The sequence below is a fragment of the Ralstonia psammae genome, from assembly GCF_958405935.1.
Classification (GTDB): domain Bacteria; phylum Pseudomonadota; class Gammaproteobacteria; order Burkholderiales; family Burkholderiaceae; genus Ralstonia; species Ralstonia psammae.
Genome location: NZ_CATZBU010000009.1, coordinates 168101 through 194583 on the forward strand (window position 1 = coordinate 168101; position 26483 = coordinate 194583).

The window sequence follows — 26483 nt, forward strand, 5'->3', positions numbered from 1 at the left end:
ACGCACATGGACACCACGCCGGACACCGTCACCATCCTCTACGTCGACGACGAAGCGCAAGCCTGCAAATGGTTCGCGCGCACGATCGGCGCCGGCTACGAGGTGCTGACGGCCAACAGCGTCGAAGAGGCCAAGACCGTGCTGCGCGATTCGCACGAGCGCATCAGCGTGGTCCTGACAGACTTCCGCATGCCCGGCGGCGACGGCACCGAACTGCTGCGCTTCATCGATGCGGAATACGGTGACATCGCTACCATCCTCGTCACCGCGTATGCCGACAAGGACCTGCTGATCCAGGCCGTGAATACCGGGCGCGTGTTCAAGATCCTGGAGAAGCCCTATCAGCCCGAAGACGTGCGGCGCTCGCTGCAAGAGGCACTGGCACTGCGCCAGGACCGCCTCTTGCGTACCCAGCGCCTCATGGCAATCGACGAAACGCTGGCTTTTCTCGCGCACGAGCTGAACACGCCGCTGGCCGCCATCTCCAACTTTGCGCGCGGCATCCGCATGCGCGTAGACCAGACCGAGCCCACGCCCGGCGCCCTCCCCGAGATTGGCCGTGCCGCCGATCGCGTGCAGGACAACGCGCGCTACTGCCTCTCGGTGATCGCCACGTTTCTGAACTCCGTGCGCAACACCTACGGCAAGCCCGGCACGGCGGCCACGCCCAACAGCGCGGGCGGGCTGATCCGGTCGCTATTCGACACGTACCCGTTCACGAACGCACAGCGCGAATGGGTGTCGTACCGCGTGGAAGACGATTTTCCGATCCAGACGCTGCCCAACTGCGTGATGCTGGTGCTCTCGTCGCTCACGAGCAACGCGTTGCAGGCACTGCGGCACACCAATGCGCCGCAGCTTGAAATCGTCGCCAGCCGTGCGCCGAACGCGGGCAAAACTCAGCACATGATCCGCATCGAGGACAACGGCCCCGGCATCGCCCCCGACGTTCTTGCGCGGCTGACCATCGACCCCGTGACCACGCGCGCCGAAGAAGGCGGCAATGGCATGGGCATGATTTTTTGTACGCGGATCATGCAATCGTTCGGAGGAGCGATTGCGATTGATTCTGCACCCAGCGCAGGCACGCGCGTGACTCTGACGTTCCCATGACAAGACCATCAACACTACGAACCACGCCGCACGTGATCCGCGCGTTTGCCGTATTGGCTGCATTTGCTATGAGGAGTGACGGATGACCAATCCCGGGGGCAACGAGCCCAAGATCCTGTACGTGGACGACGAGACATTGGCGCTGACTTACTTCGGCCGTGCCATCGGTTCACTGGCGCCGGTCGTCACCGCCACCTCGGTCGAAGAAGGCAAGCGCATGCTCGACCAGCACGCCGCCACGCTGGGCGTGCTCGTGTCCGACCAGCGCATGCCCGGCGAACTCGGCAACGAACTGCTGCGCTATGCGCGCGAGCGCTATCCGCACCTCGTGCGCATCCTGACCACTGCCTACTCCGAAATCGAAGACACGGTGGAGGCCGTCAACCAGGGGCAGATTCACCGCTACATCAAGAAGCCGTGGGACATCACCGCGCTGCGTGTGGAACTGAAGCAGGCATTGGAATTCTCCGATCTGCGCCGCGAGCGTGACGCGCTGCTGCGCGAGAAGATGACGGTGCGCCAGAGCCAGACGCTCACGCATCGCATCGGTGCGCTGCAGACGCTATACCTCGCGGTGTCGGGGCTGTCGTCGTTCAGCGCCGTCAACGATTACCTGCGCGCCGCCGCCGCCGTGGGTCTGCAGTCGTTGGCACAGCCCGATTGGGCGATGAAGGACTACACCGAGCTGGTCGGCGAAGAAAGTCTGCGCACTGGCGAGTTCAGCCACGCAGTGCGGCAGGCATATCTGGACTTGTCGTCGCGCTTTGACAGCAAGCCCGCGGCGCAGGCGTTGGAAGTGCTGGCCGAGGTGCTGCACGGCAAGGTCTCGCCGTCGGGTAGCGATGCTGCGGCGGTGGTTGATCTCACCACGCTGACGGAATTCTTGGAAGCCGCGTCCACGCACAAGGTGTCGGAAGCCCATGCCCAGTGGCTGGCATTCCTGCTGTGGCTCGATGGCAAGGGTTGGTCGCTCACGGCCGAGCGCGATGGCGCGACCGTCAAGCTGCGCCTGCTCGACAACCAGACGCAACTCACGCCCGATCAACTCGCGGCGTGGATGGAGCATTTCCAGGATCAGCAGGCCGCCTGAAACGGGCCCGCCGTTGCCACACAACGCCGATGCTTATGCGTCGGCGTTGTCGTTTGAGGGGTCGCCCTTTGCGGGCCGCTCGGGGCGATCGCGCATGCCGCCCTTCACCATGTCGAAGCGGAACAGACGGCATTCGATGTTGCCGTTGTAGAGCGGCGTGCGCTGCGATTCCTTCAGCCGCATGCGACGCGGCATCGAGAGATCGCCGGTGAAGACGAACGCCTTCCAGCCGGCGAATTCGCGCTTGAGCGTGCCGGCAAAGGCCTGCGCGAATTCGTTGGCGGCGGCCTCTTCCTCGGGGTCGACCGGCGGCGGCGGTTCGGGCTGGCGCAGTTCGCGCATCGGACGGCGGCCATCGTCGCGCGGGGCGCCCATGGCGCGGCTGGCGCGCTCGAACACGGTGCCATCCTCCTCACCCTCGCCTTCCGGCCGGCGGCGGCGCGAACCATGTGCACCGCGCACGACGATACGCTCGCCGTACGGCGGATTCATCAGCAACACACCGGCGACCTCGAACGGCGGCTTGCCGAAGCGCGCATCGACTTGCTTGAGCACCGGCTCACCGGGCAGGCCGGCACGCTGCCAGTTGGCCGCGGCATAGGCCAGCATGTCGGTGGAAATGTCGGAGCCCGCCACCAGCGGCGGCGCACGGCGCATGGATGCGGCGGCCGCATCGGCGGCGGCTTCGCGCAGCCGCTTGAAGCATTTGGCGTCGTGGTCCTGCAACCACTCGCAGGCGAAGGCGCGTTGGCCGCCTGGCGCAATCCCAAGCGCACGTTGCGCAGCTTCAACGAGGAATGTGCCGCTGCCGCACATCGGATCGTAGAACGGCATGCCGTGTGCGCCCGTCCAGCCCGTCAGGCGCAGGATGCCGGCGGCGAGGTTTTCCTTCAGCGGCGCCTCGCCCTTTTCTTGGCGCCAGCCGCGCTTGAAGAGCGGTTCGCCCGTGGTGTCGAGGTAGATCGTGCAGTCGGTCTCGGTCAGGTACGCGTAGATGCGCACGTCGGGCGAGACGGTATCAACGCTGGGCCGCGCGCCCATGCGCTGGCGGAAACGGTCACAAACCCCGTCCTTCACGCGCAGGCCGACAAACTTCAAGCTCTGCAACGGCGATTTGTGCGCGGTCACGTCGACGCGAATCATTTCGTCGGGCGTGAAATAGTCTTCCCAGCGCTGAGCGGCGGCCAATGCATAGATGTCGTCTTCCGAGCGATACCCGCGCGAGCCCAGGCGCATCAGCACACGGCTGGCAATGCGGCTGTGCAGGTTCACGGCATACGCCGCGCCCTGTGTGCCGAAGAAGTGCACGCCGCCCGGGACAGTGCGGCCCACCTCGAACGCGGCCAGCTCATCCACCTCGGGGCGGATGGCGATTTCGGCCAGTTCATCGGCCAGCGCCTGTTCCAGCCCACGTGGGCATGGCGCGAAGTAAGCAGTTGCCATCGGAAAACCAAAGAATCAGAACGGCTTCACGACCACCAAGATCGTGATCGCCAGCAACAACAGCACCGGCAGTTCATTGAACCAGCGGTAGAACTTGTGGGAGCGCTTGTTGGCGCCCGCCTCGAACTTGCGCAGCAGCACACCGCAACCATGGTGGTACCCGATCGTCACGAGCACCAGCGCGAGCTTCGCGTGCATCCAGCCATTGGGCGGATACAGCCCGATGCGATACCCCAGGAACAGCCACAGCCCCAGCAGGATCGCGACAATCGCCAGCATGGTCGTGAAGCGGAACAGCTTGCGCGCCATGATCAGCAGGCGCGTGATCGCTGCGCGCTCGGTTTCCATCGCGAGGTTGACGAAGATGCGCGGCAAATAGAACAGGCCGGCAAACCACGACGCAATGAATACGATGTGAAAGGCTTTGACCCAGAGCATGCGAACTATCCCGTGAATGGTGTGAAGCGCGATCGGTAAAAACATCGCGCGCCGCTCGTGGCGGCGCTCAATGTGCGACAGGCAATATCAGGTGCGAATCTCGCCGTGCCCGAACACGACGTACTTGAGCGAGGTCAGCCCCTCCAGCCCGACCGGTCCACGCGCATGCAGCTTGTCGTTGGAGATGCCGATCTCGGCGCCAAGGCCGTACTCGAAACCATCGGCAAAGCGCGTGGACGCGTTGATCATCACGCTGGCCGAATCGACCTCGCGCAGGAAGCGCATGCCGGTCGAGTAGTTCTCGGTGATGATCGAATCGGTATGCGCAGAGCCGTAGGTGTTGATGTGCTCGATGGCCGCGTCCAGGCCATCAACGGTGCGGATCGACAGGATCGGCGCGAGATATTCGGTGTGCCAGTCGGCCTCAACGGCGTCCTTCAGATTGCCGAAGCCGGCAGCTTCCAGCGTGGCGCGCGTGGCCGGGCACACGCGCAGCTCAACGCCCTTGTCCTGGTAGATCTTCACGAGCGGCGGCAACGCGCGCGCAGCAACGTCGCGCGACACGAGCAGCGTTTCCATCGTGTTGCACGGCGCATAGCGCTGCGTCTTGGCGTTGTCGCACACGCGCACGGCCTTCTCGAGGTCCGCATCGGCGTCGATGTAGATGTGGCAGATGCCGTCCAGGTGCTTGATCATCGGCACCCGAGCTTCTTCGATCAGGCGCGCGATCAGACTCTTGCCGCCGCGCGGCACGATCACATCGACATACTCCGTCATGGTGATGAGCTTGCCGACCGCGGCGCGGTCCGTGGTCGCCACCACCTGCACAGCGTTGGCAGGCAAGCCAGCATCGGCCAGACCTTCTTCGATGAGCGCCGCCAGCGCGCCGTTCGATTCGATTGCTTCGGAGCCGCCGCGCAGAATGGTCGCGTTGCCTGACTTGATGCACAGCGCCGCAGCATCCACCGTCACGTTCGGCCGCGACTCATAGATGATGCCGATCACGCCAAGCGGCACACGCATCTGGCCGACCTGAATGCCGGTCGGGCGGAACTTCATGTTGCTGATCTCGCCGATGAGGTCCGGCAGCGCGGCGATCTGCTCCAGGCCAGCGGCCATGGTGTCGATGGCGCGGTCGGTGAGCGTGAGGCGGTCGATGAAGGCAGCATCCTGGCCGTTGGCGCGGGCGCGCTCGACATCGCGGGCGTTGATCTCTTTGAGCTTGGCGGCATCGCGACGGACCGCAGCGGCAATGTGCAACAGCGCGCGGTTCTTCTGCGCGGTGCCGGCGCGTGCCATGCCGCGCGAGGCGGTGCGCGCCTGACGGCCGACCAGGGCCATGTATTCGTTCACGTCGAGCTGCTTCATGATGATCGCGACCGGCAAGCCGCCGGCAAATTCAGTGTGAGGACAATTCGGAGGCTTGCGGCCGATGGTGCGGATCAGGCCGGTACCGGAAGACTGCCCGGCCGCGCGATGCGCATCGCCAGTTGCAGCAGGCCATCCCAGGGTTCAGCGGGTAGCGATGATTCGCGCAACCCCTTGACCTGCCGATCCAGCTTGGCCGCCATGGAGAGCGCACCCTCCAGCTCGCGCTGCGACAACCGTTGCGCCGCCTGCGGCACCAGCCGCTCGCGCGGGCCCCACACCCGAAGCTCCCGCAGCATGGACGCCATCGGCTTGCCTTGGGCCGCACCCGAGGCAATTTTTGATAATACGCGAATTTCTTCGGTCAACGTCCAGAGGACCAAGACCGTGGCCTCGCCCTCGCCGCGCAGGCCTTCGAGCATGCGCACCAGGCGCGGCACATCTCCGGCCAGCATGGCTTCGGACAGCTTGAACACGTCGTAGCGCGCGACGTTGAGCACCGCATCGTGCACATCGTCGAACGTCAACACACCCGGCGGATGCAGCAAACCGAGTTTCTGGATTTCCTGATGCGCGGCCAGCAGGTTGCCTTCCACACGGTCGGCAATGAACTGCAGGGCGCGTCGGCCGGGCTCACCCGGTTCCACATGCTGCGCCTGGCGCGCCAGGCGCTCGCCAATCCAGCCGGGCAGCTTGGTGCGGTCCACCGAATCGATCTTGATCGACACGCCGGCGCCTTCCAGCGCCGCGAACCACGCCGACTTGGCGGTCGCAAAATCCAGACGCGGCAGCGTGATCAGCGTGAGAGTGTCGGTGGGAGGGCCGGACGGTGTACCCGCGGCCAATGCGCGCAATGCTTCGCCGCCATCCTTGCCGGGCTTGCCCGACGGAATGCGCAGCTCGACGATCTTTCGATCCCCGAACAGCGACATCGATTGCTGCGCCTCGGTCACACGCGACCACGAGAAGCCCCGCTCGACGCTCATCACCTCACGCTCGGTAAAGCCCTGCGCGCGTGCGGCCTGGCGTAGCGCATCGACCGCTTCCAGTGCGAGCAGGTGCTCGTCGCCGTGCACCACGTACAGCGGCGCGAGCCCCTTGGCGGTGGCCTGCTTCAGATGACCTTCGAGCGCATCGAGCCGCAATTGCATGGCAAACCTTGCCCTCACCCGCCGCTTACGACGGCAGCTTCACGGCGCCCAGACGCCGCACGAGCTGGTTAATCGTGTCGCCCTGCATGTCGCGATAAAGCGCCGCTTCTTCGTAGTCCTTGGCGAGCACTTGCGTCTCGTTGTACGAGAGATCGCGGAACTGCGTGATTTCCGACGGCGGGATCAGCAGGTTGTCGTGCGCATCGCGCAGCTGGAAGCGGAAGCGATACGTGATGCGGTACTCGCGCACCACACCCTGCGGCGTGAGCGACGAGATGGTTTTCACGCGGTCTTCGGCCAGCACGTCGAGCAGTGCATCGGCGTCTTTCTTGTCCGACACGATGACGGTATCGGAACCGTTGTCGATCAGCCGGCGCAGCTGCGCCCGCATCTGCGAGTTCTGCGGCAGGTTGATGTACAGCCGCTTGAACGCGAAGTCGGTGTTGCCCCGCATATGGAAACCGCAGGCGGACAGCGCCGGCAGCGCAATCGCCAGGGCAAGGACAGAGCGACCAAAGCGACGGCGCGACAAACCTCGGGACAACGACATAACCATGCGTTCCTTGAGTGGGATGGCCGATCAGGCCACCACGTTCACCAGACGACCCGGCACCACGATGATCTTCTTGGGCGGCTTGCCTTCAGCAAATTTCTGGACCGCTTCATCCTTGGCGGCAATCGCTTCGATGGCAGCGCGGTCGGCATCGGCCGGCACGACGATGCTGCCGCGCACCTTGCCGTTGACCTGCAGCACCAGCTCGATCTCGCTCTGCACCAGCGCGCCTTCGTCGACCTGCGGCCACGGCGCATCAAGCAAATCGCCATACGTGCCGGCGTAGCCCAGCTCCGTCCACAGCACGTGCGTGATGTGCGGCACCACCGGGTACAGCACGCGCAGCAGCAGCCCCAAGCCTTCGCGGCGCGCATCGGCGCCGGCGTCCTTGGCGCCTTCCAGCGCGTTGAGCATCTTCATCGTCGCCGAGACGACGGTGTTGTACTGCAGGCGCTCGTAGTCGTAGTTGGCTTGCTTGAGCACGGTGTACAGCTCACGACGCAGCGCGCGATCGGCATCCGTTGCACCCGCCACGACACCATTGCCGTGGCCGGCGCGAATGGCATCGCCATGCGCCACGCCGAAGTTCCACAGGCGACGCAGAAAGCGCGAAGCGCCCTCCACACCGGCGTCGTTCCACTCGAGCTGCTGCTCGGGCGGCGCGGCAAACATCGTGAACAGGCGTGCGGTATCGGCGCCGTACTGGTCGATCAGGGCCTGCGGGTCGATGCCGTTGTTCTTCGACTTCGACATCTTCTCCACGCCGCCGATCACCACCGGCTGACCGTCGGCCTTGAGCGTGGCGCCCACCGGGCGGCCGCGCTCGTCGGTCTGCACATCGACGTCGGCCGGGTTGATCCACTGCTTCTTGCCCGACGCATCTTCGCGGTAGTACGTCTCATTGAGCACCATGCCCTGCGTGAGCAGGTTGGTGAACGGCTCGTTGAACTTGACCAGGCCCAGGTCACGCATGACCTTGGTCCAGAAGCGCGCGTACAGCAGGTGCAGGATGGCGTGCTCGATGCCGCCGATGTACTGGTCCATCGGCATCCAGTAATCGTTGCGGGCGTCGACCATGGTGTCGCCGTCCGGGCATGTATAGCGCATGTAGTACCAGCACGAATCGATGAATGTATCCATCGTGTCGGTCTCGCGGCGCGCGGGCTTGCCGCATGACGGGCACGTGCATTCCAGGAAGCGCGGGTCCTTGGCGAGCGGGTTGCCCGTGCCGTCCGGCACGAGGTCTTCGGGCAGGCGCACCGGCAGGTCCTGCTCGGGCACCGGCACAACGCCGCAGCTCTCGCAATGGATCAGCGGGATCGGCGTGCCCCAGTAGCGCTGGCGCGAGATGCCCCAGTCGCGCAGGCGCCAGGTGGTCTTCTTCTCGCCAAGGCCTTGTGCGGCCAGATCAGCCGCCACGGTGTCGACCGCCTGTTGGTAGCTCAGGCCATCATATTTGCCGCTGTGGAACAGGACGCCATGGTCCTTGTCGCCGTACCACTCGGCCCAGGTGGCCGTGTCGTACGGCTGGCCCTTGACGTCGATCACTTGCTTGATCGGCAGGCCGTACTTGTTGGCGAAGGCGAAGTCGCGCTCGTCGTGCGCGGGTACGCCCATCACGGCGCCGTCGCCGTAGCTCATCAGCACGTAGTTGCCGACCCACACCGGCACGGATTCGCCCGTGAGCGGGTGCGTGACGGTCAGGCCGGTCGGCATGCCCTTCTTTTCCATGGTTGCCATGTCGGCTTCCATGACGCTGCCGTGCTTGCACTCTTCGATGAACGCGGCGAGTGCCGGGTTCGTCTGCGCGGCATGCGTAGCGATCGGGTGCTCGGCGGCCACGGCGCAGAACGTCACGCCCATGATGGTGTCGGCGCGCGTGGTGAAGACGTACAGCTTGCCGTCGTTGATGACCTTGCCGTCATCGCCGGGGATGCTGTGCGGGAAGGCGAAGCGCACGCCTTCGCTTTTGCCGATCCAGTTCTGCTGCATCAGCTTGACGCGCTCTGGCCAGCCCAGCGGGTCGAGGTCGGACAGTAACTCCTGCGCGTACTCGGTAATGCGCAGGTAGTACATCGGGATCTCGCGCTTTTCCACCACCGCGCCCGAACGCCAGCCGCGCCCGTCGATCACCTGCTCGTTGGCGAGCACGGTCTGGTCGACCGGGTCCCAGTTGACGGTGCCCGTCTTGCGGTACGCGATGCCCTTCTCGAGCATCTTCAGGAACAGCCACTGATTCCAGCGGTAGTAATCGGGGTTGCAGGTGGCGACTTCGCGCGACCAGTCGATCGCCAGGCCCATCGACTGCATCTGCTTCTTCATATAAGCGATGTTGTCGTAGGTCCAGGCGGCCGGCGCCACGCCGTTGTTCAGCGCCGCGTTCTCCGCCGGCATGCCGAAGGCGTCCCAGCCCATCGGCATCAGCACGTTGTACCCCTTCATGCGCAGTTGACGTGTCATCACGTCATTGATCGTGTAGTTGCGCACATGGCCCATGTGCAGCTTGCCCGACGGATACGGCAACATCGAGCAGGCGTAGAACTTGGGCTTGTCCGAGCCGTCAGCAGCGCGCGCGTGTTCGGTCACGCGGTAGGCATCCAGGGCCTGCCAGTGTTGCTGCGCTTGCTGTTCGACGTCGGACGGGGAGTATTTGTCTTGCATGGTGATGGGTCGCCCGGATGCCCCGGGCGATTGCAGCCGCGCCACCAACGCGCGCAGCCGGATTGAATAACGGAAAAGGCCCGATTATACCGTCGCCACCCGCCCCATCCGGGCGATCGCGAGCGGAGAAAAAAGGCGCCGGACAGGCCTGCCGGCGCCCTTTCCTGCCGGCCTGATTTATAGGCCGAGCACGTCGTTCATGTCGTACAAGCCCTTCTTGCCGGCCACGTACACCGCAGCACGCACGGCGCCTTCGGCATACGACTGACGCGTGTTGGAGCGATGCGTGATCTCGATGCGCTCGCCGTCGCCAGCAAACAGCACGGTGTGATCGCCCACGATGTCGCCGCCGCGCACGGTGGCAAAACCGATGGTGCCAAGCTCCCGCGGGCCGGTCTCACCTTCCCGGGCATACACGGCGCGATCGGCCAGCTTGGTGCCCTGCGCTTCGGCCACGATCTCGCCCATCTTGAGCGCGGTGCCCGACGGCGCGTCAATCTTGTGCTTGTGGTGGGCCTCGATAATCTCGACGTCGTAGCCTTGCGCCAGAATCTTGGCGGCCACCTCGATCAGCTTGAAGGTCGCGTTCACGCCCACACTCATGTTGGGCGCCCAGACCACGCCGATCGACTCACCGTAGGTCTTGAAGCTGGCCTTCTGCTCGGCAGTGAAACCCGTCGTACCGATCACCACGGAAGTGCCCAGCTCACGTGCCACGTTCAGGTGATGGAGTGTGGCGTCAGGGCGAGTGAAGTCGATCAGCACGTCGGCTTGCGAGAGCCCCGCGCGCACGTCGTCGGTCACAATCACACCGGTGTTTTTGCCAAGCTTGACGCCGGCGTCCTGGCCCACGGCGTCGCTGCCCGGGCGGTCCAGCGCAGCACCCAGCGTCACGCCCGGCGTGCGCAGTACGGTGTCGATCAGCATCTGGCCCATGCGGCCCGAGGCGCCTGCAATCGCGATTTTCATGTCGGTGGAAGCGAAAAGCTGCAAAAGAGAAAACGGTCTGTAAAACGCACAAGCGGCGGAACCCGTCCGCCGCTCGCTCAAAGAAGGTGTGCCGATGCTGCGGCTACGCGCGCGCCAGGGCGCTCAGGGCGACGTGGTGGCCGGCGGCGGAACGCTGGTGTCGGTGCCACCACCGCCAGTGCGGCGCTCCGGCAGCGTCACGTCGACATTGTTTTTGGAGCCGGCCGTCGACTGCACACGGTCGGTCACTTCAGCCGACGGAATCGACGGTGCGCGCGCTGCCGGCGCTGCACCCGCAGCGGCGGCGGCTTGCGCGGCATCCTTCTTCGGGCGCTTGATGCCATCGATCTCGGAGATCAGCTCCGATTCGGACGGCAATTCATCAGCGCCCACCCACTTAGCGAGGCGGTCACCATCAAACCACACGGTCAGCTTGCGCTCCTGCACAACCGCCGTGTTGCCGCGCTTGAACGAGAAAATGTAGTCCCAGCGGTTGGCATGAAACATGTCCGTCAACAGCGGCGTGCCGAGTACGAAGCGCACCTGGTCGCGCGTCATGCCTTCCTTGAGCTGCGCCGCCTGTTCGCGCGACACAAAGTTGCCCTGCACGATATCGATGCGATACGGCGTGATGGCATTGGCGATCTTGCGCGTGGTGCTGTCATAGGTGCCGCATCCGACCAGCAACGCCGACGCAGCGAGCATGGCACCCACCAACAGGCCGCCGCGACGGGCGACGTGGGCAAAACGGACAGGACTGCGCGCAAAGGAAAAGGTCATGAGCGATCGGCCTTCAAACGGTTCCGGACATGCCGGTACGGGAGGAATCGGCGACGGCCTGGGCACATCGTGCAGGCCCGTCAATAGGACTTTTGCCGCCAAAACCCTTATGATTGGAATATCCGAACATTGTACTCTAGGGAGCCTGGCGCATGCCGAGTCCTGCAGACCTCAAGAACATCGGTCTGAAAGCCACGGTGCCGCGGTTGAAGATCCTCGAGATCTTTCAGACCAGCGAAGAGCGCCACATGAGCGCCGAAGACGTGTACCGCATCCTGCTCGCCGAGCACATGGACATTGGCCTGGCCACGGTCTATCGCGTGCTGACGCAGTTCGAGCAGGCGGGGCTGCTGTCACGCAACAACTTCGAATCCGGCAAGGCCATCTACGAACTCAACGAGGGCAAGCACCACGATCACTTGGTATGCCTCGATTGCGGCCGTGTGGAAGAATTTTTCGATGCCGAGATCGAACAACGCCAGCAGAGCATCGCCCGTGCGCGCGGCTTTGCGCTACAGGAGCACGCGCTGTCGCTCTACGGCAATTGCACAAAGGAAGCCTGCCCACATCGGCCAAAGCGCTGAAGCAGCATCGCAAAAAAGGAAACGGCCGCATCGTCTGCGGCCGTTTTTCATTGGAGCGGCGAGATGGCGGCTATCAGGCGGACAGCCGCGTCTCGTCCTCCTTTTCTGCGTCGCCCTGGCCGCCCTTCTCGGCCTTGCCTGGCTCACTGGCCTGCACAGGCGGATGGGCAGGTGCGCTCGACGCCTGCCCGGTGTACTCGGCCACGACCTGCTTGAAGAGCTGGCGCGCCCAGACCAGCATCGGATGCGTGTTGCGACTGCGGTGCCACAGCATGTTCAGACCTAGCACAGTTTCAAGCTCCGCCGGCAGCGGGAACGCGTTGAGGTCGTACATCTTGCAGACCATATCCTTCATCAGCGAGTTGACCGTGAAGATCATGTCGGTCTGGGCGGCAACTTCGCCCTGCGTGCGCCAGCTATGCACGGTCATGGTCGAGTTGCGCTTGAGGCCGCGCTGCTGCAAGGCGTAGTCCAGCGGAATGAGCGACGGCGCGACACGGCTACCGGGGCTGCCCTGCGCGATGAAGATATGTTCGCAGTCGAGGTATTGCTCAAGCGTGCAGCGATCACCGAGGATCGGGTGGTCCTTGCGCGCGCAGACCCACATGTTGAAGGAGGTCACGACCTCTTCCATGATCTCGGGGTGGCGCGTGGGGAACGGTGAGAACGCCAGATCCAGCTCGTTGGCGCGCATGGCGGCCACATCGGCTTCCCAGGAGGACGATTCCGTCAGGCGTACCTGCAATGCCGGCGCCAGGCGCTTGATGCGCAGCAGGAAGCGATCGAACAGCGCATCGCCCAGCGTGCCGGCAAAGCTGACGTTGAACGTGCCGGTGGCTTCAGCCGGATCAAACGTGGCGATGTCGCCCTCGTTGATGGCGGCCCACAGGTCGAGCATCTCGCGCACCTTGGGGCCGAGTTCGAGCGCCTTGGGCGTGGGTGTCAGGCCGTGCGGGACCCGGATGAAGAGGGGATCGTCGAAAATCTCGCGCAAACGACCCAGCGAATGCGAGACAGCCGGTGCAGTCATGTGCATCTTTTCAGCCACGTAGGTGGCGTTGCGCTTGCTGAGCAGCTCGACAAAAATCACCAGCAGCTTGGTGTCGACGTTGACCATGGGACGCCTTGGCTCGAACACGTTGGAAAACTGGAAAGGCAACCATTGCCAAGGCAATGGGCCGGACGCGACGCAAAAGCCCGCCACATCACAATGTAGTATTTGTTCAGTGTACGGATTGCAACCCAATTTTCAAAGCGAATTCCTGTAGCCCCGATTCAAAATTTGTTTATCCGCAAACGTTTTCGTTCAAGTCCATAACAAACGTCGGTCAGGCCGCCCAGCGCCCCGGGCGTACTGTGACGGTTCGCCCGCCCATGAAAAAACGCGCCCGGAGGCGCGTTTTCCCTTTGCAGTCGGGCCGGATTACTTGCCCACCACGCGGGCCATTTCCAGGCACTTGTTCGAGTAGCCCCACTCGTTGTCGTACCAGCTCACGACCTTGATGAAGGTGCCGTCCAGTGCGATACCGGCTTCGGCGTCGAAGATCGAGGTGCGTGCATCGCCACGGAAATCCGTAGCGACGACCTTGTCTTCGGTGTAGCCCAGCACGCCCTTCAATGCGCCTTGGCTCTGTGCCTTCATTTCGGCGCAGATTTCAGCGTACGTGGCTGCGCTTTCCAGTTCAACGGTCAGGTCGACCACCGACACGTCCGAAGTCGGCACGCGGAACGACATGCCGGTCAGCTTCTTGTTCAACTGCGGGATCACCACGCCCACGGCCTTGGCGGCGCCGGTGGACGACGGGATGATGTTTTCCAGGATGCCGCGGCCGCCGCGCCAGTCCTTGTTGGACGGGCCGTCAACGGTCTTCTGCGTGGCGGTGGCAGCGTGCACGGTGGTCATCAGGCCGCGCTTGATGCCCCACTTGTCGTTCAGCACCTTGGCAACCGGTGCCAGGCAGTTGGTCGTGCACGAAGCGTTGGAGATGATCGCCTCGCCCTTGTACGTTTCGTGGTTCACGCCGTACACGAACATCGGGGTGTCGTCCTTGGACGGGGCCGACATGATCACCTTCTTTGCGCCCGCGTCGATATGCTTCTGCGCGCCTTCCTTGGTCAGGAAGATGCCGGTCGATTCGATCACCACGTCGGCGCCGACTTCGCCCCACTTCAGTTCGGACGGGTCCTTCACGGCGGTCAGGCGGATCTTCTTGCCGTTGACGACGAGCGTGTTGCCGTCGACCGACACTTCACCGTCGAAGCGGCCATGCACCGAGTCGTACTTCAGCATGTATGCCAGGTAGTCGGGCTCGAGCAGGTCGTTGATGGCAACGACTTCGATGTCCTTGAAGTTGGCCGCGGCGGCGCGGAACACCATGCGTCCGATGCGGCCGAAGCCGTTGATGCCGATCTTGATGGTCATGGTCAGTCTCCTGATAGCAGAAAAGAAATCGACGATGCGATAAAAACCAGCGCGGCACCTCGTGGGTGCCGCGTGCGCAAATTCAGTTAAGCAATAACGCTCTTGGCGGTGTTCACCACGTTCTCGACAGTGAAGCCGAAGTGCTTGAACAGCACGCCCGCCGGGGCCGACTCACCAAACGTGTCGATACCGACCACGGCTTGTACCTGGTACTTCCACCAGAAATCGGTCACGCCCGCTTCCACGGCGATGCGCGGCACGCCGGCCGGCAGCACGCTGGCCTTGTAGGCCGAGTCTTGCTTGTCGAACACGGTGGTGGCGGGCACCGACACCACGCGCGCGTGAATGCCCTCGGCAGCGAGCTGGTCTGCTGCACCAACCGCCAGGCCAACTTCCGAACCGGTGGCGATGATGACCACGTCCGGCTTACCATTGGCGGCCGCATTTGCCCCATCGCGCAGCACGTAGCCGCCGCGAGCGATGGCTTCGCGCGTGGCGGGGTTGCGTGCCTGGAACGGCAGGTTCTGGCGGCTGAAGATCAGGCAGCTCGGGCCGTTCTGGCGCTCGATGGCAGCCGCCCAGGCCACGGCGGTTTCGGTGGTGTCGGCGGTGCGCCAGACATCCATGTTCGGGATCAGGCGCAGGCTGGCAACGTGCTCGATGGATTGGTGCGTCGGGCCGTCTTCGCCCAGGCCGATGGAATCGTGCGTGAAGACGAAGATCGAGCGGATCTTCATCAGCGCGGCCATGCGCAGCGCGTTGCGGCTGTAGTCGGAGAACGTCAGGAACGTGCCGCCGTACGGAATGTAGCCACCGTGCAGCGCGATGCCGTTCATGATGGCGCTCATGCCGAACTCGCGCACGCCGTAGTTGATGTGGTTGCCCCAGGCATCCACACGTACGGCCTTGCTGCCGCTCCAGTTGGTCAGGTTCGAGCCGGTCAGGTCGGCCGAGCCGCCGAGCAGCTCGCCCAGCACCGGGCCATAGGCTTCGAGCGTGTTCTGGCTGGCCTTGCGCGTGGCAATGGTTTCGGCCTTCTGCTCGCACTTCTCGATGAACTCGGCGACAGTCTTGTCGAAGGCTTCCGGCAGTTCGCCACGCATGCGGCGCTCGAACTGCGCGGCCTCGGCCGGGTAGCGCTCGGAATAGGCATCGAACAGCGCGTTCCAGGCCTTTTCCAGTGCTTGGCCCTGGCCCTTGGCATCCCACGCGTCGTACACGGCTTGCGGTACTTCGAACGGGGCGTGCGGCCACGCCAACGCTTCGCGCGCGGCGGCGATTTCCACGCCGCCCAGCGGGGCGCCGTGCACGTCGTGGCCGCCTTCCTTGTTGGGCGCGCCCTTGCCGATGAGCGTGCGGCAGCAGATCAGGGTCGGCTTGTCCGACTTCTTGGCTTCGGCAATGGCAGCTTCCACGGCGGCAACGTTATGGCCGTCGACGGCGCGGATCACGTTCCAGCCGTACGCTTCAAAGCGCTTCGGGGTGTCGTCGTTGAACCAGTGGACGACGTCGCCGTCGATCGAGATGCCGTTGTCATCCCACAGCGCGATCAGCTTGTTCAGGCCCAGCGTGCCGGCCAGCGAGCAGGCTTCGTGGCTGATGCCTTCCATCAGGCAGCCGTCGCCCAGGAAGACGTAGGTGTGATGGTTGACGATGTCAAAGCCCGGGCGGTTGAACTCCTGGCCCAGCAGGCGTTCGGCCAGCGCCATGCCGACGGCGTTGGTGATGCCCTGGCCCAGCGGGCCGGTGGTGGTCTCCACGCCCGGCGTGATGCCGTATTCCGGGTGGCCGGCGGTCTTGCTGTGCAGTTGGCGGAAATTCTTCAGCTCCGACATCGGCAGGTCATAGCCGGTCAGGTGCAGCAGCGCGTAGATCAGCATCGAGCCGTGGCCGTTGGACAGCACGAAGCGGTCGCGGTCGGGCCAGCGCGGGTTCAGCGGGTTGTGGCGCAGGTGGCGGCTCCACAGTGCCACGGCGATATCCGCCATGCCCATCGGCGCGCCGGGGTGGCCCGAATTGGCTTGCTGGACGGCGTCCATGGCAAGCACGCGAATGGCGCTGGCCATCAACTGGGTAGGCTGGGTGGTATTCGAGTGGAGGGCGGGGGCGGTCATGCGAACCTGCGGCAGGAGATAGGCGGGAAAACCGCGATTTTACCAGACGGGGATGACCCGGCTGGGGTGATCGCGGTCAGTAAAACGTGCTACGACTTCCCCCTCCCCCGCCCGGCTTACCACTCCGCCACGGAACCGTCGGCGTGGCGCCACACCGGGTTGCGCCAGTCGGGGGCTTCCTTGCTGCGTTCGATGACCAGCGCCTCGTCAATGTCCACGCCGAGGCCGGGCAGGCGTGGCGGGCGGATATAGCCGCCTTCCAGCGCGAAATCGGCCTTGTTTCGCACGTAATCGAGCAGTTCGGCGCCCTTGTTGTAGTGGATGCCCATGCTCTGTTCCTGCAACGTGGCGTTCCAGCTGACGAAATCGACGTGCAGGCAGGCCGCTAGCGCAATGGGACCGAGCGGGCAATGCGGCGCCAACGCCACATCGTAAGCCTCGGCCATTCCGGCGATCTTCAGGCATTCGGAAATGCCGCCGGCGTGAGAGAGGTCCGGCTGCAGGATCGATACCCCGCCCGCCTCCAGCACCCGCTTGAAGTCGAAGCGCGAGAACATGCGTTCGCCTGCGGCAATGGGCAGATGGGTATGGGCGGCCAGGCGGGCGTAGCTTTCGGCCTGCTCGGCCAGCACGGGTTCTTCGATAAAGAGCGGGCGATACGGCTCCAGCTCTTTGATGAGCACCTTGGCCATCGGCGCAGAAACGCGGCCGTGAAAATCCAGCCCGAATTCGACGGTGTTGCCGAAAGCGGAGCGAATCTCCGCAACCTTGGCTACCGCCGCGTCCACGGCGCGGGACGTGTCGATGATGCCCATCTCTTCGCAGCCGTTGAGCTTGAAGTGATCGAAGCCGCCGGCTTGCAGCGCCTTCATGCCGGCAATCACGTCGGCCGGACGATCGCCGCCGACCCAGCTGTAGGTGCGCATCTTGTCGCGCACGAGGCCGCCGAGCAGCTCGTAGACCGGCACGCCCAGCACCTTGCCCTTGATGTCCCACAGCGCCTGGTCAATGCCGGCAATGGCACTCATCAGAATCGGGCCGCCGCGGTAGAAGCCGGCGCGGTACATGGTCTGCCAGAGGTCGTTGATGCGGCTCGGGTCTTGGCCGATGAGGTAGTCGGACAGCTCGTGCACCGCCGCCTCCACCGTGCGCGCACGGCCTTCGATGACGGGCTCGCCCCAGCCGGTGACGCCCTCGTCGGTCTCGACTTTCAGGAACATCCAGCGCGGAGGCAGGCGGTACGTGGTCAGGCGGGTGATTTTCATGGATCGATGGTGCGTTCAGGTGCGGTCGGATTGGACGGTGCGGTAGGCGGCGACAAAGGCGCGCGCGCGTTCGGCGGTGCGCTCGACGGGCTGGCCCGGGCGATACAGGTCGCTGCCGAGGCCGGCGCCAGTGCAGCCGGCGGCAAGATAGTCGGCGAGGTTCTCCGGCGTGATGCCGCCGACGGCAAACACCGGCACCTCGGCCGGCAGCACGGCCTTGAGCGCGCGCACATAGCCCGGGCCAAGTGCGCCGGCCGGGAAAATCTTCAGTGCTTGCGCGCCCGCATCGAGCGCGGCAAAGGCCTCGGTGGCCGTCATGCAGCCAATGCAGGTGACAAGGCCGGCGTGGACGGCGGCACGGATCACCGGCGCATGGGTGTTGGGCGTGACGACCAGCTTGCCGCCTGCCGCGACCATCAGGTCAACGTCTTCGGGGCGCAGCACGGTGCCCGCACCGATCAGCGCGCGGTCACCGAAGGCACGCGCGGCGAGTTGCACGCTCTGCGCCCAGTCAGGCGAGTTCAGCGGAATTTCGACGGCATCGAAGCCGGCATCGACGAGCGCCTGCGTGTGCGCCAGCACCTCGTCTGGCCGGATGCCGCGCAGGATGGCGATCAGCGGAAAGTGGGTTGTCCAGGTCATTCGTGATAGAGCTGCGAGCGGCCGCCATCGATCAGGATGTCGGTCGCGTTGATGAAGCGCGCCTCGTCGGAGGCGAGGAACAGCGCGGTATAGGCCACCTCTTCGGGCTCGCCGATGCGCTTGCACGGCAGCAGCTCGGCTTGGCGGCGGCGTTCGGCTTCGGGGTCGGGTGCGGCGGCAAAGCCGGCCTCGGCAATCGGGGTGAGGATCAGCCCCGGCGAAATCGAATTCACGCGGATACCACGCGCCGCATATTCGATACCCAGCGCACGCGTGAGCCCGATCAGCCCATGCTTGGCCACCGGATACGGAAACGCACCCGGAATGATCTTGTGCCCATGCACCGACGCGATGTTGACGATGCTTCCCGCCCCGCGCGCCAGCATGTGCGGCAGCACGGCGCGTGCGCAGTGCCACGCGCCTTCCAGATCGACGGAAAGGCAGCGCGCCCAATCGTCCTCGCTCAACTTGAGCGGATCGGAAAACACGTTGATGCCGGCGTTGTTGACCAGCACATCGATGCCGCCAAAGCGCTCGACACCGGCGGCGACCATCGCGTCGATCTGCTCGCGATCGCGCACGTCGGCTTGTACGAGGAAGATGTTGTCGCCGTTGCCAATGGAAGCGGCGAAGGCCTCAGCGCGCGCGTCGCGCACCAGCGCGTTGACGATGACGCGTGCGCCGTGCTGCGCAAACAGCTTGGCAATCGCACCGCCAATGCCTTGCGTGGCGCCCGTCACCAAGGCGACCTTGCCGGCGAGACGCGGCGGAAAAGACATGGGAGAAGCAGTCATGCGTCAGAACGATTCACGGTGAATTGATAGCTGCGCTGCAGGCTCTGGCCGGTGCCGAGAATGGTCAGCCCGTGGTCCTGAGGCAGGCCGGGCAGGTTGTGCGCGTTGATGGCGTGGTCAACCGGCTCGAAGCAGAAGAAGTCGTACGCGACCGGGGTGTACAGCACATAGCGCGACGTGTCGGCCGTGATTTGCACGGACATGCGGCGGCTGGGCCAGACGATCTCGGCGCGGCCATTCCAGCCTTCAAAGCTGTGATTGATGGCAGCGCCGGCTTCCAGCTTCCGGAGCTTGCGAAAGTCTGCATCCGAAGATGGCGCCTGCAAGACTGTCGGCAGATGGTCGGGGGCGGATTGCCACATGGCCGTTGCGCCAGCGTGCAACCGGACATCGGGCGTGCGCGGGAAAAACGGATGCACGCCCAGGCCGAACGGCAGCGGCGCGCCTTCGTTGCGCACCGTCAGCGCGATTTGCAGCGTGTTGCCCGCCAGCGTGTAGCGCTGCACTGCCAGATAGCGGAACGGGCGACCATGGTCGACCATCGCGGCGAGTTCAACAGACGTGTCTGTTTGCGAGACGGCGTGCCACGGCATCATCCAGCCGTGGCCGTGCAGCGGATACGCTTCGTCGTCACGCGTGCGCGGCACTTCGATGGTCTGTCCCTCGAAAGCGAAGTGCCCGCCGCCGATGCGGTTGGACCACGGCACAAGCGGATAGCAGGCCAGCGTTCTCGGGTCGCGCAGTGCAGCGTCCGCTTCGCCCGGCCGGAAAATGGCGGCTTCATCGCCATCGCCGTCGCCATCGCCCAGCAGGTCGAAACGCAGCAACCCGCCACCCGCCTCGGGCAGCACGTCGGCGCGCAGTATGCCGTTCTCAAGCCGCAACGTACGCATGACCGAACCGGCCCTCCGGCAATCCGCGTACGTTGGGCACGACAAGCTGGAACGTCGCGCCGGCATTCACGTCTTCTGCCAGGCGGTGCGCCGACAAACCGTCGCGCGCCGTCGTCAGATAGAGCGTGTCGAGCGCCTCGCCACCGAATGAGGGGCACGTGGGCTGCGATGCTGGCACGGACATGCGCGCCAGCACACGCCCATCCGGTGCGTAGCGCGTCAGCCGGTTGCCGCCCCACTCTGCATTCCACAGGCAGCCGTCTGCGTCGACGGTGGAGCCATCGGGTGAGCCTTTGTGGGCGCCATCGGCATCCTGGCCGCGCAGATCGGCAAAGACGCGAATATTGGCGACTTCGCCCGTCTGCCCGTCGTAATCGCACGCGTGGATACGGCGGCTGTGCGTATCGCACCAATACATGGTCTCGCCGTCGGGGCTGAAGGCGATGCTGTTGGCGATGGCGATGTGGGGCAGCGCCAGGCGTTGCAGCGCGCCCATCGGCGTGAAGCGATAGAAGCTGCCGGTGGGTTCCGGGCCACCTTCGTGCATGGTGCCGAAGACGTAGTTGCCAGAGCGGTCTGCGCGGCCGTCGTTGACCCGCGTGGTCGGGTGGTCGGGCTCGACGTCGGCCAGCAGCGTCAGCGTGCCGGTGCGCGTGTCGAAGCGGGCGATGTTCTTGGCAAGGCCGAGGACCAGGACCCCGGGTTCGTCCGTCAGCACGAAAGAGCCCACGCGTTGCGGCAGCGGCCATTGGCGCTCCTGCCCCGTCGCCGGATCGTGCTGCCACAGCAGCGATTCCTGGATGTCGGTCCACCAGAGCAGGCGCAGGGCGTCATCCCAGACGATGCCTTCGCCCAGCGTGCAGCGCAGATCGGAGAGCGTGGTTGCGGTTGTCATCTGCACCGCCTCACTCACGGCCGCCGCGGTTCTTCAACTGGTCGACCAACACCGCTGCCAGCAGAATCGCGCCGCGCACGAGGTACTGATAGAAGGCGTCGATGTTCAGCAGGTTCATCGCGTTCTGCACAGTGCCCATGATCAGCACGCCAACCAGCACCCCGCTGATGGTGGCGCGGCCGCCGAGCAGCGACACGCCGCCCAGCACACAGGCAGAGATCACGTTCAGCTCAAAGCCTTGCGCCGCATTCGGTTGGCCGCTGGTGATGCGCGCCGCCAGAATCACACCCGCCAGCGCCGCAATCACACCCTGGATCAGGAAGATGACGATGCGCGTCATGTTGACGTTTACGCCGGCCAGCCGCGCCGCTTCGGGGTTGCCGCCAATCGCCAGCGTATTGCGGCCGTAGATCGTCTTGTTGAGCAGCACACCAAACACGACGAAGCACAGCGCCGCCACCCACACCGGCGTCGGCACACCAAAGACGATGGTGTTGCCCAGGTCAAAGAAGTCCATGTCGGACACGCCCACCGCTTGCCCATGTGAAGCGATGAAGGCAAGACCGCGCACGATTTCCATCGTGGCCAGCGTGGTGATCAGTGCATTGATCTTCAGCTTGGCGATCACGAAACCGTTGACGCCGCCGATGATCGCGCCGGCCACCAGGCTCCCGCCGATGCCGAGTGCGATGCTGCCGGTGGCGTTGATGATCATGGCGCACAGCACGCCGGCAAACGCCACGGTGGACCCGATCGAAAGATCGAAATCGCGCGAGGCCAGACAGAACATCATCGTGCATGCGACCATGCCGATCTGCGAGACGGAGAGCGCCAGGCCGACCATGTTCTGCCACGAGAAGAAGTACTCGACCGAGAACGACAGCGCGGCAAACAGAATGGCGAAGATCAGCGGCAGGCTGAAATCGTCCAGCAGGCGGAGCAAACGCGTTTTGTTCATGACCGCAGTGGTGTTATCAGGGGCCGACGCAGCGACCACGTCGGAATGTTGCAAGGGTTGAGACTGGGACATCTTGGACTCCGGGGTTCTCAGGCTGCCAGCGGCGGCAGGGGTGCCGACGGCAGCGGCGCAGATTCAGGGCGCAACGCGAGCTTGAGCACCGCCTGCTCATTGGCCTGCTCGCGTGGCAGTTCTCCTGCAATGCGGCCTTCGCTCATCACGAGCACGCGATCGGCTACACCGAGGATCTCCGGCAGTTCGCTGGAAATCATCAGCACGGACACGCCGCGTTCTGCCAGCTCGTACAGCACCTGGTAGATCTCGTTCTTGGCACCCACGTCGATGCCGCGCGTGGGCTCGTCGATGATCAGCACACGCATGCCGTCTTCCGCCAACCAGCGCGCCAGGATGGCCTTCTGCTGGTTGCCGCCCGACAGCAGGCGGATCGGCTGCTCGCGGTTGGGTGTCTTGATGCGCAGGCGCGTGATGTAGTGGTCGGCCGTCTTCGCTTCCTGCCTGTCATTGACGAACAGGCCGAAGCGACGCTGGTTGCGCCGGCAGCTGATGTTGATGTTCTCCGACACCGAGCGGCAGCCGATGATGCCCTCTTCCTTGCGGTCTTCCGGACACAGGACGATGCCCTGGCGGATGGCGTCGGCCACATCGCGGATGCGGATCGGCGCGCCGTCCAGCGTCATACTGCCGGCCGTCTTGCGATCGGCCCCGTAAATCAGTCGCGCCAGTTCCGAACGCCCCGCGCCCACCAGCCCGAACAGGCCAACGATCTCGCCGCGGCGTACGGACAGGCTTGCCGGCTCGGCCAGCTTCGGGCCCATCAGGCCATCCACCTGCAAGCGCACGTCGCCGAGGGGGCGCGCGCGGTAATCGAAGATATCGTCGATCTGGCGCCCGACCATCTGCGCAACCAGTTCGTCGCGCGTGACGTTGGCCATCGACGGGAAATCCGCCACCTTGCGGCCGTCGCGGAAGATCGTGCAGCCGTCGCACAGCTCGAAAATCTCGTCGAGCCGGTGCGAGATGTAGATCAGCGCACGGCCCTGCGCGCGCAGGTCTTTCACAAGGCGGAACAGGATGTCGGTCTCGCGGATCGACAGCGAACTCGTCGGCTCGTCCAGCGCAATCACGCGCGCATCGCGCAGGATCGCCTTGCAGATCTCGACCATCTGCCGCTGGCCGATCGACAGGTGTTTCAGCTTGGCGCGCGGGTCAAGATCGACACCGATGCGGCCGAGCTGTTCGCGCGTCCAGGCCATCGCCTCGCGCTGGCGGATGAACCCGCCGCTGGCCGGCAGGTGGCCGAGCAGCAGGTTGTCCATCACCGTCAGTTCGGGCACCGTCTGCAGCTCCTGGTGGATGACCGCAATGCCGGCATCCAGCGCCGCCCGCGTGGTCGGGAACGCCGTCGGCCGGCCCTCGACGACGATCTGCCCACCGTCGGGCTGATAGTCGCCGCCCAGGATCTTCAACAGCGTCGACTTGCCCGCGCCATTCTCGCCCAGCAAGCCGTGCACGCGACCGCATTCGATGCCGAACGACACATCGGACAGCGCCCGCACACCCGGGAACACCTTGCTGATGCCACGAAACTCAAGAAACGCCGACATGGCAAGTCTCCTTCAACAACGTCATCCGCAAGATCACAGACCCATCTCTTGGCGGACGGCCTTTTCGTTGTCGCGCGTCATCAGGCGGCCGCTGGTCAGGATGAGCGGGTCCGGTGCCTTGTTGTTCTTGATCCAGTCGTACATGTTGAGCGAGGTTTCGTAGCCGTGGCGCTTCGGGCTGATCAGCACGGTGCCGAAGAAGCCGGTCTTCTCGGGCTTGGCGAACTCGTTGAGCGCCGACTGGCTGCCGCCGATGCCCACACCGATGATGTCCGCCGGCTTCACGCCGTGGCCTTCCGCTGCACGCACGGCGCCCAGCACGGCTTCGTCATTCAGGCCGAAGGCAATCCAGTGCTTGAACTTCGGGTTCTTGGTGAGCGTGATGTTGGCGGCGTTGAACGCGGCTTCGGTATCGGTCTTGGCCTGCGGACTGGTCAGCACGTTGGCGGCCGGGAAGCCCGCCTTGGTGAGTGCAGCGACGGCGCCGTCGGTACGCTCCTTGGCCGTAGGCAACTGGTCATATGCAATACGGATGGCACCGACTTCCGACAGATTCCAGCCGCGCTTCTTCATCTCCTGCGCAATGGCATCGCCCACCTGTTCGCCAATCTTCGTGGCCGAGATGCCCATGTGCGGCACCGACTCAATCGGCTTGCCGGCACCGTCGACCAGGCGGTCATCCACCGTCATCAGCTTGAGGTTGTTCTGTTTGGCCTTGGCCACGACCGCCGGTCCGAGCTTCACGTCGGGCACGCAGATCACGAACCCCTGCGCATGCTGCGCGCCCAGGTTATCGATGGCGGTCAGCACTTCGCCGCCGCTGGGCACGCCGATCTTCACCAGCTTGAAGCCCTTCTCCTTGGCGGCCTGGTCCGCGAACTTCCATTCATCCTGGAACCACGGTTCTTCGGGCTGCTTGACCAGGAAGCCGATCTTCACGTCGTCGGCTGCGTGGGCAAACACCGAAAAGCCGCCGGCCATGGCGAACAGCGTGGCGGCAGCAATTGCCTTGAACGTCCCGCGTCGTTGTTGTTGCATGTTGTCTCCTTGCGATGCCGTCTTTGCGGCATCTGTTCTGCGTTGGAAGAAAGGTTGGATAGCGTGCGCGCTTGGCTTACGCCGCCTTCAAGGTTTTGACCAGACCGCGCTCGCGTGCGATGGCGATCGCGCCGCTGCCGGCCAAGTGTTCCTGCTGTTCACTGCTGGTGACGGTGATCTTGCCCGAGAAGAAATCGTCGTCCGACACCAGCACGGCCAGCGCTTCGCGCAGCAGCGGCTTGCCCGTGATGACGAACTGCGTGCCCGGGTTCATGCGGATCGCGCTGCTGTTCTTGAGCGTGAGCAGATCCGCGCCCAGCACCGCGCCCAGCAGGAAGTTGGCCCGCGCATTGCGCTCGTAGATCGTGAACTGGCCCAGCGTGCGCACCATGAAACAGGCGCGCCCCAGTCCGATGCTGCTGGCGCTGCGCGCGCCGGACAGCAACATTTCCGGATCGACCTCGGTGGCAAAGTCGGAGTCGAGCGCGTCGGCCAGGATCGTGTTGTGCGTGATCACGTGCAGCAGCTCGCCGGCCAGCGTCGTCACACAGCCGGTGATGCGCTGATCCGCGTCCAGGTGCACGAACTTCGAGTGCGAGCCCGGCAGCACGATCACCGCCGGTTCCGTGATGCCGAGGCGCGAGACCAACCCCATGGTCTCGACCTCTTCGCCCCGCATCATGTCCATCGACTCGATGTTGTGCAGGCCAAGGTTGTCCACCGGATTGCGCACGCCCGGCACAAACCAGATCGGCTGGGCGCACACCTCGGGGATGCTCGCCTGCACCATCCCCGCGGCCAGGTCGCGCAGCCCGGCGGGCGCCACAAGGTGCGGGACTTCGTGCAACCCGACGTTGGACGTGATCATGCCGGAGGCCAGCACGAGATCGACCTGGCTCATGCCGAAACCGGCCTTCTGCAGCGCAGCTTCAATGGTGTCCTGCACACCGCGCTGCAGCGTCGTCTTGTTGCCGGTGATGGCGGTGTCGCGCACCCCGACCTGGCGCGCGGCCTGGCAGAGCGCAACGTCATCACGCCACACCGTGACGCGCGTGTTGGTGGTACCGGTATCGATGGTGAGGATGTTCATGCGTGGCATTGCTTGGAGGATGAGCGCGGGCGGGTTGTCAGAACGAGTGAACGATACCCGTATAGGCACCCAGTTGGTTCTTGCCCGGCGCCGGGTTGTTGTTGGTCGCCTCCACCGAGAAATTGGCGGTGGCGCTGTTCTGCACGGTGCCGACGCTGGCGTACAGCATCGTGCGCTTGGACAGGTTGTAGTTCGCGCCGGCCATGAACAGGTTGGCGTTGCCGCCGCCATGGTTCACGTTGACGCGATACGCCGCGCCGATCAGCGTGAGCGCAGGCGTAAGCTCGTAGTTCACACCCAGCCAGTAGTGGTTGGCCTTGGTGGGTGCACCTGCTGCGGCATCGGGCGCGGACAGGTTTTCATACGCGGCAAACAGCTTCGCTTTGCCGATGGTGTACGTACCGCCGATGGTCGCTTCCTTCGAGAAGTTGAAGATGTCGCTGAACTTGCCGTTGCCGTCGCGGATCATGTCGTAGATCGCACGCACTTCCACGGGGCCGGCCGTGTAGACGGCGGACACGCCATCGCGGCGGCTGTTCGTGAACGAGCCGGGTTGTTCGCCCAGGCCCGTCTGCAGGCCGATCTGGAAGCCGCCCC

The 26483-nt window shown here is 64.6% G+C and carries 24 protein-coding genes; 3 read left to right on the top strand and 21 right to left on the bottom strand.

Going from position 1 to position 26483, the window contains the following annotated elements:
• The first annotated feature begins 6 nt into the window (after nt 1–6).
• Both phcR and R2N16_RS18045 read left to right on the top strand, forming a co-directional pair.
• Nucleotides 7–1113, top strand: coding sequence for a two-component system hybrid sensor histidine kinase/response regulator PhcR (gene phcR / locus R2N16_RS18040; RefSeq protein ID WP_316667172.1), 1107 nt, complete (start codon nt 7–9; stop codon nt 1111–1113).
• Nucleotides 1114–1195: 82 nt separating this feature from the next.
• Nucleotides 1196–2203, top strand: coding sequence for a response regulator (locus R2N16_RS18045; protein WP_316667173.1), 1008 nt, complete (start codon nt 1196–1198; stop codon nt 2201–2203).
• Between the two features lie 33 nt (nt 2204–2236).
• Here R2N16_RS18045 and R2N16_RS18050 read toward each other — a convergent pair whose 3' ends face one another.
• From R2N16_RS18050 to R2N16_RS18085, 8 genes are all read right to left on the bottom strand, one after another.
• The gene (locus R2N16_RS18050) at nt 2237–3646 is read right to left on the bottom strand and encodes a THUMP domain-containing class I SAM-dependent RNA methyltransferase (protein WP_316667174.1); all 1410 of its coding nucleotides are present in this window, start codon (nt 3644–3646) and stop codon (nt 2237–2239) included.
• 15 nt (nt 3647–3661) lie between these two features.
• Nucleotides 3662–4084, bottom strand: coding sequence for a CopD family protein (locus tag R2N16_RS18055; protein ID WP_027680553.1), 423 nt, complete (start codon nt 4082–4084; stop codon nt 3662–3664).
• A gap of 87 nt (nt 4085–4171) precedes the next feature.
• Nucleotides 4172–5452, bottom strand: a complete 1281-nt coding sequence (locus tag R2N16_RS18060) for a glutamate-5-semialdehyde dehydrogenase (RefSeq protein ID WP_316667175.1) — start codon at nt 5450–5452, stop codon at nt 4172–4174.
• 74 nt (nt 5453–5526) lie between these two features.
• Complete coding sequence (gene holA, locus R2N16_RS18065; RefSeq protein WP_316667176.1) at nt 5527–6603, bottom strand: DNA polymerase III subunit delta; 1077 nt, start codon at nt 6601–6603, stop codon at nt 5527–5529.
• Nucleotides 6604–6628: 25 nt separating this feature from the next.
• Nucleotides 6629–7153, bottom strand: coding sequence for an LPS-assembly lipoprotein LptE (locus tag R2N16_RS18070; RefSeq protein WP_037027129.1), 525 nt, complete (start codon nt 7151–7153; stop codon nt 6629–6631).
• A gap of 30 nt (nt 7154–7183) precedes the next feature.
• Nucleotides 7184–9817: a leucine--tRNA ligase gene (leuS, locus tag R2N16_RS18075; RefSeq protein ID WP_316667177.1), complete on the bottom strand. Its 2634-nt coding sequence runs from the start codon at nt 9815–9817 to the stop codon at nt 7184–7186.
• 177 nt (nt 9818–9994) lie between these two features.
• Nucleotides 9995–10786, bottom strand: a complete 792-nt coding sequence (gene dapB, locus R2N16_RS18080; protein WP_316667178.1) for a 4-hydroxy-tetrahydrodipicolinate reductase — start codon at nt 10784–10786, stop codon at nt 9995–9997.
• Between the two features lie 123 nt (nt 10787–10909).
• The gene (locus R2N16_RS18085) at nt 10910–11566 is read right to left on the bottom strand and encodes an outer membrane protein assembly factor BamE (RefSeq protein WP_316667179.1); all 657 of its coding nucleotides are present in this window, start codon (nt 11564–11566) and stop codon (nt 10910–10912) included.
• A gap of 152 nt (nt 11567–11718) precedes the next feature.
• Between R2N16_RS18085 and fur the strand changes: the two genes are divergently transcribed.
• A complete protein-coding gene (gene fur / locus R2N16_RS18090) occupies nt 11719–12150 on the top strand; it encodes a ferric iron uptake transcriptional regulator (protein WP_004632868.1) in 432 nt (143 codons plus the stop codon).
• Nucleotides 12151–12223: 73 nt separating this feature from the next.
• Here fur and R2N16_RS18095 read toward each other — a convergent pair whose 3' ends face one another.
• The 13 genes from R2N16_RS18095 to R2N16_RS18155 all read right to left on the bottom strand — a co-directional run.
• Nucleotides 12224–13267 (bottom strand): LysR family transcriptional regulator, encoded by a 1044-nt coding sequence (locus R2N16_RS18095; RefSeq protein ID WP_316667180.1) that lies wholly within the window; start codon nt 13265–13267, stop codon nt 12224–12226.
• Between the two features lie 306 nt (nt 13268–13573).
• Nucleotides 13574–14572 (bottom strand): type I glyceraldehyde-3-phosphate dehydrogenase, encoded by a 999-nt coding sequence (gene gap / locus R2N16_RS18100; protein ID WP_124383944.1) that lies wholly within the window; start codon nt 14570–14572, stop codon nt 13574–13576.
• An 86-nt stretch (nt 14573–14658) separates the two neighbouring features.
• Nucleotides 14659–16686 (bottom strand): transketolase, encoded by a 2028-nt coding sequence (gene tkt, locus R2N16_RS18105; RefSeq protein WP_316667181.1) that lies wholly within the window; start codon nt 16684–16686, stop codon nt 14659–14661.
• A 116-nt stretch (nt 16687–16802) separates the two neighbouring features.
• The gene (dgoD, locus tag R2N16_RS18110; RefSeq protein WP_316667182.1) at nt 16803–17951 is read right to left on the bottom strand and encodes a galactonate dehydratase; all 1149 of its coding nucleotides are present in this window, start codon (nt 17949–17951) and stop codon (nt 16803–16805) included.
• Between the two features lie 15 nt (nt 17952–17966).
• Nucleotides 17967–18593 (bottom strand): 2-dehydro-3-deoxy-6-phosphogalactonate aldolase, encoded by a 627-nt coding sequence (locus tag R2N16_RS18115; RefSeq protein WP_316667183.1) that lies wholly within the window; start codon nt 18591–18593, stop codon nt 17967–17969.
• Nucleotides 18590–19387, bottom strand: coding sequence for an SDR family oxidoreductase (locus R2N16_RS18120; RefSeq protein ID WP_316667184.1), 798 nt, complete (start codon nt 19385–19387; stop codon nt 18590–18592). The genes R2N16_RS18115 and R2N16_RS18120 overlap by 4 nt, the downstream gene beginning before the upstream one ends.
• Nucleotides 19384–20280 carry an aldose 1-epimerase gene (locus R2N16_RS18125; protein WP_316667185.1) on the bottom strand — a complete coding sequence of 299 codons (897 nt, stop codon included), beginning with the start codon at nt 20278–20280 and terminating at the stop codon, nt 19384–19386. The genes R2N16_RS18120 and R2N16_RS18125 overlap by 4 nt, the downstream gene beginning before the upstream one ends.
• Nucleotides 20261–21175: an SMP-30/gluconolactonase/LRE family protein gene (locus tag R2N16_RS18130; protein WP_316667186.1), complete on the bottom strand. Its 915-nt coding sequence runs from the start codon at nt 21173–21175 to the stop codon at nt 20261–20263. The genes R2N16_RS18125 and R2N16_RS18130 overlap by 20 nt, the downstream gene beginning before the upstream one ends.
• A 10-nt stretch (nt 21176–21185) precedes the next feature.
• Nucleotides 21186–22205 carry an L-arabinose ABC transporter permease AraH gene (araH, locus tag R2N16_RS18135; protein ID WP_316667188.1) on the bottom strand — a complete coding sequence of 340 codons (1020 nt, stop codon included), beginning with the start codon at nt 22203–22205 and terminating at the stop codon, nt 21186–21188.
• Nucleotides 22206–22222: 17 nt separating this feature from the next.
• Entirely contained in the window at nt 22223–23758 is a 1536-nt protein-coding gene (araG, locus tag R2N16_RS18140) for an L-arabinose ABC transporter ATP-binding protein AraG (RefSeq protein WP_316667190.1), read from the bottom strand.
• A 33-nt stretch (nt 23759–23791) separates the two neighbouring features.
• Nucleotides 23792–24796 carry an arabinose ABC transporter substrate-binding protein gene (locus R2N16_RS18145; RefSeq protein ID WP_428984143.1) on the bottom strand — a complete coding sequence of 335 codons (1005 nt, stop codon included), beginning with the start codon at nt 24794–24796 and terminating at the stop codon, nt 23792–23794.
• A gap of 76 nt (nt 24797–24872) precedes the next feature.
• Nucleotides 24873–25886 (bottom strand): 2-dehydro-3-deoxygalactonokinase, encoded by a 1014-nt coding sequence (locus R2N16_RS18150; protein ID WP_316667192.1) that lies wholly within the window; start codon nt 25884–25886, stop codon nt 24873–24875.
• Nucleotides 25887–25923: 37 nt separating this feature from the next.
• The coding region (locus R2N16_RS18155) for a porin (protein WP_316667194.1) at nt 25924–26483 on the bottom strand (560 nt) is incomplete at its 5' end.